The organism is Enterococcus sp. GPZ-007 (genome assembly GCF_059374735.1).
Window position 1 is genome coordinate 58,037 of the sequence record NZ_JCAFYN010000009.1, and the last position, 13,519, is coordinate 71,555.

The window sequence follows — 13,519 nt, forward strand, 5'->3', positions numbered from 1 at the left end:
ATATAATTAATGAGTTATATCGGAAGGAGTGCTGATTTATATATGGATATTATGCCTAGATACGAAAAACAAAGTTTAAGTGATATGGTCGTGTCCTATGTTAAAAATAGAATCTTGTCAGGAACATTAAAGGGTGGCGATCGTTTAATCGAGACAGATATCTCAACTCATTTTAATATTAGCCGAGCTCCGGTTAGAGAAGCGATGCGTATCTTAAATGAACAGGGATTGATCACCTTTTCCCCTCGTAAAGGAAATCACGTGATCGAAATGGAACCTGCTGAAATAATGGAAGTATTTGAAATTCGGACCTCACTAGAAACACAGATTCTGCGTAAATTATTACGCAATCAAATGATTAAGGAAGAAGATTTTCAACGGCTGACAGAAATTGCTTTAGAGATGAAGGATGGCGAGAATCGCTGTCGAACAGAAGAAGACAAGGTTTATCTATTGAACACCTTGGATATTTCTTTCCATCGATACATTTGGCAATTGTCTGGAAGTGTGAGACGAGCACAGATATTGGAAAGCTTGTTTTATCAGCTGCTGATTGTGATGAATGAAGATCTATCTTCTCTGGGAATCCTTGAGAAAAAATCGGAGGAGCATTTGGTTTTTGTCGAGGTTTTGCGGAAAAATGAACTGCCTTCTGTCGTTCGCGAATTTCATAATCATATTCAAAATTACGTGAAGGCTACTTTGCCGGAAGAGGAACAGAATTTTTGTTTGGATTGCTAAGAGCAAACTACCTTTAGCCTATTTCTGATTTTTGGAGGAAATATGACAAATAAAGTTAAGGTTTGGACCAAACAACACAAGAATATTTTGCAAGTATTGAAACAATCTGGCAGGTATATTGCGAAAAGGGAATATATCGAACAGAAGATGGAGGACCACAGTAATCTTTATTTAGGTGTGTATGAGTGGTATGTGCATGCGGCTTCACGATTTGTCCCACCGCCTCCAGATGTGAAATATCCTATCTGGGTCTCCTTGTCAAAAGAGGAGAGCATTCAAAATAGTGAAGGAAATGCTATTTTGGAGATTGAGCTTGATGAGGATCAGCTGATCATCGTGGACTTGTTGAAATGGGGCAATATCGTTAATCATCTGTACATTCCTAAAGATCTTGAGGATCAAAAGAAACACAATAAGATGCTGGAAAACTATGGAATTGATGACATTACTGCTTTTATGACGCCATTTTATCCTAATATTAAACGGAAAATCGAACAAAGCCATGAGCGGCTTTTTGATGATACCAGTGTGTTGGGGGATATGAAAGTGGGGACGATATGGGAAATTCGCGAAGAATGGATTACTCAGATAACCAAGTGACATTGTACACTTCTCAAAGCCAAGTGGTCGTTGATAAAATGCATAGATCAGGCAGACACGTTGTTGAGAACGCTTATATCAAAGAAAAGTATGGCGAAGCTTCGCACGTCTTTTTGCAAGCGTATAGCTGGTATCGTCAATATGCTGCGACTGTCGTAGAGTGGCCTTCTGATGCGGAGTCCGCCATCTGGACATTTTTGGATGTCAAGTACCTTGATTATTCCGCCGATTCGCAAATCATCAAGCTGCGTGTGCCAATCGAGAAGGTTGTTTTTTTTCGTATGTCTGATTGGAACAAGATTTTGAACTTGCGATTGCTGGGCACGGAAGAAGAGCAGGAAAAGTATTCTGAGAAGCTGAAAAAGTATCAGGTGGCCTATGAAGGTGATGTCTATACGACAGCATTTTACCCTCATTTAAAAACAGAGTTGGTTCGCAGCTGGCAAAAGTTGTTCCAATACGATCAAGCAATCAAGGAGACCAAAACACTGCCATTTGAAGATATTCAAGGCGGTATCTGGGAGCTTCGGAACGATTGGGTCGAATCCTTTATAGAATGGAAAATATAGGAATAAAAAGAACCGTCCAAAGCTGATTTTTGGACGGTTCTTTCTATTTTTGTAAGGCGATTTGATTGGCGTGAACATTAGTTAAAAAGGTTTGATCATGCTCCACAATCAGCATTGTTGGTTTTACTTGTAATAACAGGTCTTCAAGCTGCTTTTGGTTAAAGACATCTAGATAATTTAATGGTTCGTCCCAAATGTAGAGCTCGGCTTCTTGGGCCAGTGATTTGGCTAGCTCAACCTTTTTGCGCTGTCCCATGCTCATTTCCTCGATCTTATTTTGAAAGACATTCCGTTCCATACCAAGTTTTCGCAGATTGTTTAGAAAAGCAGAGTAGTCCAATTGATTTGCCTCAGCGAAATCTTGGAGGTTGCCACGATTGCTCTCATAATTTTGCCGAACATAACTGATTTTTGTGTTCGGTCGTAGAAGTTCGCCGGTTACTTCACCTGTGAATGTTCCCAATAAGTAGTGTAAAACGCTGGATTTGCCAATGCCGTTTGGTCCAGTTAGTGCCGTGATTTCTCCGCGTTTCAGCTCGAAAGACAGCGGTGCGAAGAGGGATTCTTGTTCTGCATAATTCAGAGCTAGATTTTCAACTTTTAGCAGCTGTGCGTGACGGCTTGGTTGATAGTTCATCGTCAGGTGATCAACATCTTCTAGATCTTTTAACAATCCTTCTTTGGCTTCGATTTGATCGTACATCCGATTTTCGATATTTTTTGAACGTTTCATGGTACGGGCGGCACGAGCCCCGATGAAGCCTGTATCGTAGATCCCACCACTGCCTTTTTCGGAGGGCTTGCCATATTTATCTGTTTCCCGTGAACGCGACCACTCCGCTTTTTCTGCGGCTGTTTTCTTCAAGCGTCCAACTTCTTTTTTAATTTTTCTGTTTTGGGCTAGTTCAAATTCGTCCCGCAGTTTTTTTTGTTCTTCATAGGTCGCGAAATTTCCTTGGTAAAGCACTAGCTGGCTTTTTTCGATCGCGAGGGTATGATCGGTGACTTGATTCAAAAATTGCCGATCGTGACTGACGACGATAAAGCCATTTTTGTTCTGCAAATAATTGGCGACGTGTTGGCGTCCTTGCAGATCCAAATGGTTTGTCGGTTCATCGATCAATGGGAAAAGGTCTTCTTGCGTAAACAATAGAGCTAATAGTACCTTGGTTTGTTCGCCCCCAGAAAGGGTTTGATACGGCTGCCATAAGACTTGCGGATCTAATTGGATCAGATTCATTTCCCGCTCAAGTTCCCAGAGTTCAAAATCAGCGACTTCCAGCAGCGCGTAATACGTTAATTGATCGGACTCGTCGACCGTTGCCGGAAAATAAACTGGACGTAGTGGAAATTGGATTTCTCCTTGATAAGCATATTTTCCTAGCAACAACTGTAACAGTGTCGTTTTTCCACGACCATTGCGACCGACTAGTCCCAGCTTCCAACTACTGTCGATCGTCAAGTTGGCATCTTCGAATAATAGATCGACTTGTTTATCAAAGCCGAAGGTCAAATGTGTGATTTTAATGGTAGACATAAAAATTCCTCCTTTTTGTTTCTCTAAGGAAACAAAAAAATCCTAACCAATTTTCAGGAAAGGATAGGAGGTTGATGGTTTTTGCGAAGTTAACCGTCGAACTGACAGCTAGCTCATTACGTAGAAATTATTTTTCGTACGCATATCATTTTCTAACCGGCTAAAGCAGGTTAGAAAAACTGACAAAGAGACCATCCCTTGAAATCCTAAGCCAATCCTGAAAATCTGCCCACTAATCCAGTTGATTCGATATCAATCAATCTATGATCGGTTTGCAGCTTCCAACATTCGCTTAGTTTTTCAATGGCATGATCCCTCGTTTCTGTTTTTATTAACTTTATTAAAACAAAATTTTCTGGCTTTGTCAAAAAAATACGGACGCAGCCGCTTCCCCAAACATGCTACGCCCTGGAGTGATCCTCGATAAACGAGGCGAAGAAAATTTTTCTTCTATCATTATATTAGCATATTTTGGCAAAAAAAATGTGTTGGAACCCTTGGGAAATGTCTGAGTGGAGACGCTGTCAAAGTTTTTGGTACAATGAGAACAGAAATGGAGGTGGAGGGATGAATTATGCAGGAATTTATCATCGTCCCGAGAGCGAGTTTGCCTATCTGTATATGAAGGATTCAATGCGGATTCGCTTGCAGACAGCACGAAATGAAATAAAATCCGTTGGGTTGATCAGCGGAGATTTTTATACGTTCGCTGAGGAAAAATGGTATCAAAAGCAGCAATCAATGAACAAAGCCTATACGACGGATAATCATGATTATTGGGAGATCGAAGTGACTGCTCCGCACCATCGTTTGGCATACGCATTTTGTATTACGGACTATGCGGGCAAGAAAGTATTTTACACCGATCAAGGAGCTTTTGATTTTGAGGAGCAACGCTTGAACCGCGACAATCTTTATTTTCGGATGCCTTATTTCCAAGAGATTGATCGATTTAAGGTACCGGACTGGGTGGCGAAAACGGTTTGGTATCAAATTTTTCCAGAACGCTTTTATAATGGCGATCCTTCGAATGATCCCGATGATGTTTTACCTTGGGGAAGTGAGAAGCCGACACGGGAGAACTTTTTTGGCGGTGATTTACAGGGAATCATTGATAAGCTTGATTATTTGGAAAACTTGGGTATAAATGGCTTGTATCTCTGTCCGATCTTTACTTCGCCTTCGAATCATAAATATGATACGGTGGATTATTATGAGATTGATCCGCATTTTGGGGACAAACGGCTTTTTCGTGAATTGGTGGAGAAGGCTCATGAACGGGGAATTCGGGTCATGCTGGATGCCGTGTTCAATCATTTAGGCGCGAGCTCACATCAGTGGCAGGATGTCGTGTTGCATGGGGAAGAATCAGCGTATGCGGATTGGTTTCACATCGATTCTTTTCCGCCGCGCTACACAGCAATCCCGGATTCGGAAATGGCAACAAATTTGAATTATGACACCTTCAGCTTCAATCCTCATATGCCAAAATTGAATACGGCCAGTCCAGAGGTGCAAAAATATTTACTGGAGATCGCGACCTATTGGATTCGTGAGTTTGATATCGATGGCTGGCGCTTGGATGTGGCGAATGAAGTGGATCATCATTTTTGGAAGGAATTTCAACAGGCGGTCTTAAAGCAAAAAGAGGATTTGTACATTTTAGGTGAGATCTGGCATACTTCTCAGCGCTGGCTGCAGGGGGACGAATTTCACGCAGTCATGAATTATGCCTTTACCGATAGTATCAAAGCGTACTTTGTTGAGCAGTCGATCTTAATCTCACAAATGATCTTCGGAATGAATCGCCAGCAATTGTTATATCGCGATCAAACAAACGAAGTAGCCTTCAATTTACTGGACTCTCATGATACACCGCGAATATTGACCTTGTGTCAAGGGGACAAAGCGTTGCTGAAGGCAGTCTTGACCTTCATGTTTATTCAAAAAGGGACACCATGTATTTATTATGGTACTGAGGTAGGCATGAAGGGCGGAATGGATCCCGATTGCCGCCGTTGTATGATCTGGGAAGATCAGGATGAAGAGCTTCTAACATTTGTGAAGCAATTGATCGCTTTACGCAAGCAATTTTCGGAGGTATTCAGCTATGGCTCGATGTCATGGCATTATGATGATGACAAAAAAGCCTTTTCTCTTACTCGCAGATACAAAGAAAAGACATTGATCGCAACCTTCAATGAGGGAGAATCCTTTGAAGTAGATAAGACGGGTCGCAGATTGTTTGCTCAGAATTATCATGAAGGGAACACCTATCAGTTATTGCGCCACGGATTTGTCATCGAAATGCAATAGCTGTAAGTCGTTTTGATTGGAAAAAGTAAAAAAGATGAATATAGTAGTAGAATCAGTTGAAAAGAGGTTACTACCATGGAATTTTTCATTATTTTACTTTCAGGAATTATCGGCGTACTTCATTTAGTGATTATGGGGTTGGAAATGTTCGCGCCAGCGGAGAAGCAGGCAAAGACACTCGAAATGCCAATGGAGTTTGTCAAACAAAAAAATGCTCAGATCGCCTTGAAGAATATGGGGATCTATAATGGCAGCTTTATAATGGCAGCTTAGGGTTAGCGTTATTGACAAGCTTGCTCCTGTTTCAAGGGGATGCCAGATTAAAAGTCCTGTTGCTACTAAATCTGTTTGTGGTGATCGTAGGGCTCTACGGTGGGAAAACGGTGACAAAATCGATTTATTTGATTCAAGCCTTGCCGGCGTTGATCACTGCTCTCTTGATTCTAATCCAAATCTTTTAAAAGAAGCTTCGACTAGGAAATCTCTTAGTCGAAGCTTCTTTTGCATATATGTGCGTAATTAAAATATATAAACATCTTATTGACTTTGTATAAGCGTCATATTACACTGTTGTTAGGTTAAATAAAACTTTTTTAAGAGGAGAAGCGCATGAATCGTTGGGTTTACTTATTTTCAGAAGGATCTAAAGAACAAAAGGATTTACTAGGCGGGAAAGGTGCCAATCTTGCGGAGATGACCAAATTGGGTCTGCCAGTTCCGACGGGCTTCACTGTAACGACAGAAGCATGTTTACATTATCTAAATCACGGCAATCAGCTGATCGATGAGATGAAAAATCAAGTCATGGCTGCCGTTGAAAAATTATCTATTAAAACAGGCAAGAGATTTAACGACTTAGCGAATCCATTATTAGTTTCTGTTCGAAGCGGCTCAAAATTTTCAATGCCAGGAATGATGGATACGGTCTTAAACTTAGGCTTGAATGATCAAACAGTGGCTGCTCTTGCTAAAAATAGTCAGAATGAACGCTTTGCATATGACTGTTACCGTCGCTTACTGCAAATGTTTGGCAATGTCGTGATGGGTTTGGATAATAATGACTTTGAGCATCGCATCACTGCGCTGAAAAAAATCAATGGTCTGTCCTTTGATAATGAACTGACCGCAGATCATTGGAAACAAATCGTAAGCGAATACAAAGAAATCTATCGAAAAAAATTGCAGCGGGAATTTCCGCAAGATCCGATTGAACAATTATATTTGGCGATCGAAGCAGTGTTCGGAAGCTGGAACAATCAGCGAGCCAAAACCTATCGCCGGCTCCATGATATCAGCGATGATCTGGGAACTGCTGTCAATATCCAAGAAATGGTCTTCGGGAACTTCGGTGAAACATCAGGAACGGGTGTAGTATTCTCGCGGAACCCATCATTGGGTGATCCCGGTCTATTTGGTGAATATTTAATCAATGCCCAAGGTGAAGATGTGGTAGCCGGTGTAAGAACACCTAAGCCGATCCTGGTTCTAGCTGAAGATATGCCAGAGCAATATAAACAACTAAAGGGTATCTGTGAAGATTTAGAGAAGCATTACCACGACATGCAGGATGTCGAATTCACGATTGAACGTGAAAAATTATTTATCCTGCAAACCCGCAGCGGGAAGCGTACCTCCAAAGCGGCTTTAACAATCCTGTTGGATTTTTATAAGGAAGGGATCATTGACGAAAAGGAATTAGTTAGTCGGATCGAAGCGAAGGATTTGGAAGCAGCCTTGCATCCGAACTTCGATGAAAAAGAATTGAAGAACCATGAATCATTTTTGTCTGGATTAGCGGCTAGCCCGGGCGCTGCTACAGGAGCGGCATACTTTACTGCCGAAGCAGCGACCGAGGCGAAAGCGCGGGGAGAGCGAGTGGTCTTAGTTCGTGAAGAAACATCCCCTGAGGACATCGAAGGAATCGCTGTTGCTGAAGCGGTAATCACTAGCCGTGGCGGCATGACCTCACACGCCGCAGTGGTTGCTCGCGGAATGGGTATCTGTTCAGTCGTGGGGTGTGAAGCACTGACGGTATTGGAAGGAAATAAGGCGACGGTTGGCGACAAGGTGATCGAAGAGGGGACAATCTTGTCTGTTGATGGAACTGCCGGGGACATCTATTTTGGCGAAATTCCGATGCAGGAAGTAACGAATACTGTCGCCTTAGACGAACTCCATGTGATTTGGGATCGTCACGCGAAGATCAAAGTTCGTGCCAACGCTGAAACACCAAATGATATCGAAACAGGAATGTCTTTAGGGGCAGTCGGTATCGGGTTGGCTCGGACAGAGCACATGTTCTTTGAAAAGAGCCGACTACTACAATTCCGCCAATTGATTCTAGCAGACAGCTTGGAAGAACGTTTAGCAGTGCTGAAAGAGTTGAAGGAGGTTCAAAAACAAGACTTCAAATTCATGTATGAAGCCGCTAAAGGTAAGCCAACAACGATTCGTTTACTTGATCCGCCGTTGCATGAATTTTTACCGAAGGGGGCTGACGAGTGCCGCGAAGTGGCGAAAGAATTAGGGAAGACGTATAATGAAGTGAAACGGAAAACCGATAATTTAGCTGAGGTCAATCCGATGCTGGGCTTCCGCGGTCTACGTTTAGGTGTTGCTTATCCAGAAATCTACCAAATGCAGGCAGAAGCAATCATTGAAGCGGCTTGCGAAGTAACCAAAGAAAATGAGTTTTCGATTCAACCAGAGATTATGATTCCATTCACTATAGATGCGGACGAGTTCGCTCGGGTACGTGCATCAATTGAAGAAGCGATCCAAAAAGGCCTGGAAGAAAAGAAACAAGCGATCGACTATCAAATTGGAACGATGATCGAGATCCCAAGGGCTTGCTTTGTTGCCGACGAAATCGCGAAGCATGCGGATTTCTTTAGTTTTGGTACCAACGATCTGACCCAGATGGCGCTTGGTTTGTCGCGGGATGATTCGCCGCGAATCATCAATCAATACATGGAAGCGGAAATTTTTGAGGATGATCCGTTCCAAGTCTTGGATGAAGCTGGGGTCGGAGCATTAATGAAGCTGGCGATCGAAGGCGGAAGAAAGGTCAATCCGAAGTTGAAGATTGGAATTTGCGGTGAAGCAGCAGCTCATCCTAAGTCCATTAACTTCTTAAATAACTTGGGAATTGATTATATTTCTTGTTCGCCATTCAGAATTCCGCAGGCGAAAATGACATTGGCACAAACTGCGATTAAAGATTAGGGTGAATCAGGAATAAAAAAACAGCTATATGAGTTTTTGATTAAAATATAATAGGAATTAAAAAAGAGATAGTCTTTTAATAGGCTATCTCTTTTTTGTTATTAACAAGTTAATCCAAAAACTTAAAATTAATGATAGATAACAAATGGATGAGAAAGAACGTAGTTAAATGAATGAATTATAATTTGTAAACGGATTCAGTCTTCGTTATACTTCTTGTAGGGTTTAAATGTGTCATGTCATAGTAGAAATACCTCTTTTTTTGACTTGCTTGAATAACATAAGTTTTTTAGAAAAAGCTTTATTTTTGATGAAAATCATCTTATTTCTGTTAAATGATAGTTTTTTCACAATGACTTATGAATAAAAATGCGGTATAATGCTGAACTGGGAGGTGAAACAAACTGCGGAATTAGGAATCATAGAATAACATTTCGGCATTCATAAACGGTCTTTTCCGTTGATTGTTTTGACGTATTGCATTCTCATAAAGGACGATGATTTTGTCTTTTTAAGGATATTTATTCTAAGCTGTCAAAATTTGAAACTATATTTAGACATGATCTTTCTAATGTATCTAACAGGTTCAAAAACTTGTTATAAAAAAAAGAAAGCAGGGATTAAAACAATGACAATTGATTGGCAAAAAGAAGTAGAAGCACGCAAAGACGACTTACTTAAGGACTTAGGCGATCTTATCCGTATCGACAGTGTTCGCGACGTGGAACATGGGACTAAAGAAGAACCTCTTGGACCTGGACCAGCGGCGGCTTTACGTAAAGTATTAGAATTTGGTGAACGTGATGGTTTCGTTACTAAAAATATCGAAAACGTAGCAGGCCATATCGAATACGGCGACGGAGAAGAAATGTTCGGATTATTAGGACACGTTGACGTAGTTCCTGTTGATGATAACTGGGATACAGATCCATTTGAACCAGTAATCAAAGATGGAAAATTATTTGCGCGTGGTTCAGCTGATGATAAAGGACCTTCAATCGCTGCTTATTATGCAATGCGTATCATCAAAGATTTAGAATTACCGATCTCTAAAAAAATCCGCTTCATCTTCGGTACTGACGAAGAAAGCGAATGGGTAGGGATCCACCGTTATATGGAAGTGGAAGAAATGCCTAAAGTTGGTTTTTCTCCAGATGCTCAGTTCCCAATCATCAACGGTGAAAAAGGAATCTTATCTTATGAGTTAACGTTCGCGCCTAAAGACGGTGCTGAAGCTGGTGACTTTGATCTAGTAAGCTTCAAATCAGGCTTGCGTACAAACATGGTACCAGGAGACGCAACAGCTGTTCTTAAGGTCAATGACGAAGCAAAAGTTGCTGATATGAAAGCTGCTTTTGACGCATTCATCGAAAAATCAGAAGTGAAGGGCGAATTTGCTGAAAACAATGGCGAAATCACCATCACTGTCATCGGTAAAGGTGCTCATGCCCAAGAACCGAAATTCGGTGTCAACTCTGCAACGTTCCTAGCTGCATTCTTAGTTGACTACAGCTTAGACGGCAATGGTGCCAACTATATTCATACAACCGCTGAATACTTGCACCTTGATTACAATGGTAAGAAATTAAATGCTTACACAAAACACGATGTAATGGGTGAAACGACTTCATCAGCGAACTTGTTCGACTATACTGCTGAAGGTGACAAGAAGATTACGATTAATGTTCGCCATCCAGAAGGTATCGACAAAGATACGATCTTAGCCAACATGCAGGAAGTTCTTAAAGACGCAGATGTTTCAATCGCGATCATTGGTGACGTGAAAACTCCTCATTATGTTCCAGCAACGGATCCATTAGTGAAAACTTTATTGGACGTTTACGAAGAACATACTGGTCTTGAAGGCCATGAAGAATCAATCGGCGGGGGTACTTACGGACGAATCTTGGAAAATGGTGTCGCATACGGCGCAATGTTCCCAGGAGAAGAAAATGTAATGCACCAACCAAACGAATTTATGCCTATCGATAGTCTGTTCAAAGCAACAGCTATCTATGCTGACGCTATTTATCGCTTAGTTAAATAGTCGGTAATGAGTGTTAGGAATCCTGATCTTACAGGATTCCTCCTCTCATTTTGGAAATGATAGTAAGGAAGGAATTTCAAAGATAATGAAAAAACTCTCAAAAGACGCTTTTGGTGGAGTAGCAGGGAAAGATTACGTCCCTTATGTAGCTGATAAGCCTAAAAAATCAGGCTCACCGATCATTATGATCTTAGGTATTTTATTAGCTGCACTATTTGCTGCGTCAACCGCTTATTCAGGTATGAAAGCTGGTTTGACCGTAGCTGCAGGTATTCCAGGCGCAATTATTGGTTCAGGGCTAGTCGCTCTGTTTGTAAAACCTAAAACCATTTTAGGCAAGAACTTATTGCAATTGATGTCAAGTGGTGGGGAATCTGTAGCATCAGGGATGATTTTCGTATTACCAGCCGTGATTTTAGTCGGCGGTAAAGTGAACTTTATCGAAGGTGTCGGAATCGGAGTTGGCGCTGTTTTACTAGGTGTCGGCGTATTCTCAATCGTTCAAGATTACATGCTGGTTAATGAGCACGGTAAACTAGTTTACCCTGAAGCAATGGCAATCTCTGAAACATTAGTCGCTTCTGATACTGGTGGTGATTCACTTAAATACATGGGAATCGGTTTTGGTATCGGCGGTATCTTAACTGCTTTAACTGGTTCTGTATTTGGTGTTATGAACAACGTCGTTAGTTTTGTAAATGAAAGCTTCTACAAATGGAAATTTGAAACAGAAGTAAACCCTTTGTTAACAGGTATTGGTTTCATCGTTGGGATGGACGTGTCTGTCTTGATGTTTGCTGGTTCAATCTTGGCAAACTTCGCAATCGCACCTTTACTTGGTTACTTCATGGGTATGGCTGACAGCAGCGCGCACGTTTGGGATAATGCTTCTCAATTATTAAGTGCTTCAAACTTTGCTGTGATCTCAGGCTCATATGTTAAATACATTGGTGCTGGTATGATGATCTCTGGTGGTTTGATCGGTGCGATCAAACTGATCCCAACAATCGTTACTTCGATCTCTGCAACCTTAAAAGGTCGTAAAGAAGGTGCTGAAGTTGAAGGCGGCGGTATGCTACCATTAGTTGTCGGTGCTGTAATGGGTATTGTAATGGGATTTGTGATTACTGGAAGCGTGGCAATGGCACTTGTTGCTGGTATCTTGTCAATCATTTTAAGTTTCCTATTCGTTATCGTAGCAGGTCGTTTGACTGGTACAATCGGTACATCAAACTTGCCAGTATCTGGTATGACAATCGCGTCAATGGTTATCTTGACGTTAGTCTTCGTTATGATGGGCTGGACTTCAGCTGAAAATACACAACAATTACTATTATTCGGTACATTCATCGTGTTAGCGATCTCTGTAGCGGGTGGTTATTCTCAATCACAAAAAGTTACTTTCGTAATGGGCGGAAACTTCTCAGAAGGTCGTCGTTACTTCTTGATTTCTAACATCGTTGGTGTCGTTATCGTTACTGGTATGATGGTAATCTTATCTCCACAATTAGCAATTACTGGATCAAATCCTCCATTTGGTTTGCCACAAGCGAACTTAATGGCGACATTGACTTCAGGTATCACTTCTGGCTCATTGCCATGGCACATGGTAATTGCCGGTATCGTGATGGGTATCGTGTTGCACTTCATGAAAGTGCCAATCATGACCTTCGCGATTGGTTTCTACTTGCCAATCTCAACAACTTCAATCATCTTGGTTGGTGCGTTGATCCGTCAATTGATCGATGTATTGAACAAAAAAGAAACAGAAGAAGTTGCTGAAGAACGTGTAACGCTAGGTGTCAGCTTGTCATCTGGTTTGATCGCTGGTGGTTCGATCATCGGTTTGATCGGAATCATTTTACAAGTAACTGGCGTGATCACTCCTGGAACTCCGACTGGATTCTTAGGTTCTAATGGAGCGGCATTCCTACTACTTGCAATCTTAGTAGTTGCGATCATTGTTCCTTTGTTAAGTGTAAAGAAAGTGAAACACAATGACTAATGAACAGCAAAATGCTGTAAACCCTGAAACAGAAGAGCTGCTACAGCGTGTTTATCGTCTTAAAGAAGACTTGCATTATGAAGTTCGTGATGGCATCGTTTTTGTCATCACCGAACAAAATGCATGGATCCAACGAGTCTTGCGTAAGATTCATTATAAGATCCCAGAAACCTCTGAGATGGAATTAGACAAGTACGGCAGCTTCATTCTTCAACAAGTCGATGGGAAACGGACGGTCAAAGAAATTGGTGAAAACCTTGGCGCAGCCATTGAAGAAGCCAATAATCAATTATATGATCGTTTGCTGATCTATTTGAATCATTTGGAGAAGAATGAAAAATATGTTGAATTAGTTTAATTCGGAGTCCTTCAAGCGTATTCGCTTGAGGGGCTTTTTTGTATGGACGTTTTTTCTGTTAGGAGAATCATTTCAATATCTAGCGAAAGTACCTTTTAAAAGTTGAAGGCTCAGGTACAAT

11 protein-coding genes are annotated in these 13,519 nt (G+C 41.4%); 10 read left to right on the top strand and 1 reads right to left on the bottom strand.

What is annotated here, in order from left to right; genetic code table 11:
• Nucleotides 1-42: 42 nt before the first annotated feature.
• From AC4J95_RS07015 to AC4J95_RS07025, 3 genes are read left to right on the top strand one after another with little or no spacing between them, the layout of a single operon-like run.
• Entirely contained in the window at nt 43-741 is a 699-nt protein-coding gene (locus AC4J95_RS07015; RefSeq protein ID WP_494549232.1) for a GntR family transcriptional regulator, read from the top strand.
• Between the two features lie 42 nt (nt 742-783).
• Entirely contained in the window at nt 784-1,341 is a 558-nt protein-coding gene (locus AC4J95_RS07020) for a DUF3841 domain-containing protein (RefSeq protein ID WP_494549233.1), read from the top strand.
• Nucleotides 1,299-1,910, top strand: a complete 612-nt coding sequence (locus AC4J95_RS07025; RefSeq protein ID WP_494549234.1) for a DUF3841 domain-containing protein — start codon at nt 1,299-1,301, stop codon at nt 1,908-1,910. Before AC4J95_RS07020 ends, AC4J95_RS07025 begins: the two co-directional genes overlap by 43 nt.
• Before the next feature lie 43 nt (nt 1,911-1,953).
• Here AC4J95_RS07025 and abc-f read toward each other — a convergent pair whose 3' ends face one another.
• On the bottom strand, nt 1,954-3,447 hold the full coding sequence (abc-f, locus tag AC4J95_RS07030; RefSeq protein ID WP_494549235.1) for a ribosomal protection-like ABC-F family protein: 1,494 nt from the start codon (nt 3,445-3,447) through the stop codon (nt 1,954-1,956).
• A 567-nt stretch (nt 3,448-4,014) separates the two neighbouring features.
• Here abc-f and AC4J95_RS07035 point away from each other — a divergent pair.
• From AC4J95_RS07035 to AC4J95_RS07065, 7 genes are all read left to right on the top strand, one after another.
• The gene (locus AC4J95_RS07035; RefSeq protein ID WP_494549236.1) at nt 4,015-5,763 is read left to right on the top strand and encodes a glycoside hydrolase family 13 protein; all 1,749 of its coding nucleotides are present in this window, start codon (nt 4,015-4,017) and stop codon (nt 5,761-5,763) included.
• Between the two features lie 75 nt (nt 5,764-5,838).
• Nucleotides 5,839-6,036, top strand: a complete 198-nt coding sequence (locus AC4J95_RS07040) for a DUF1304 family protein (RefSeq protein ID WP_494549237.1) — start codon at nt 5,839-5,841, stop codon at nt 6,034-6,036.
• 11 nt (nt 6,037-6,047) lie between these two features.
• Nucleotides 6,048-6,224: a DUF1304 family protein gene (locus AC4J95_RS07045; RefSeq protein WP_494549238.1), complete on the top strand. Its 177-nt coding sequence runs from the start codon at nt 6,048-6,050 to the stop codon at nt 6,222-6,224.
• A 148-nt stretch (nt 6,225-6,372) separates the two neighbouring features.
• A complete protein-coding gene (ppdK, locus tag AC4J95_RS07050; RefSeq protein ID WP_494549239.1) occupies nt 6,373-8,988 on the top strand; it encodes a pyruvate, phosphate dikinase in 2,616 nt (871 codons plus the stop codon).
• 628 nt (nt 8,989-9,616) lie between these two features.
• Nucleotides 9,617-11,035, top strand: a complete 1,419-nt coding sequence (gene pepV, locus AC4J95_RS07055; protein ID WP_494549240.1) for a dipeptidase PepV — start codon at nt 9,617-9,619, stop codon at nt 11,033-11,035.
• 85 nt (nt 11,036-11,120) lie between these two features.
• Entirely contained in the window at nt 11,121-13,040 is a 1,920-nt protein-coding gene (locus AC4J95_RS07060) for an OPT/YSL family transporter (RefSeq protein WP_494549241.1), read from the top strand.
• Complete coding sequence (locus tag AC4J95_RS07065) at nt 13,033-13,398, top strand: PqqD family peptide modification chaperone (RefSeq protein WP_494549242.1); 366 nt, start codon at nt 13,033-13,035, stop codon at nt 13,396-13,398. Before AC4J95_RS07060 ends, AC4J95_RS07065 begins: the two co-directional genes overlap by 8 nt.
• The last annotated feature ends 121 nt before the right edge of the window (nt 13,399-13,519 follow it).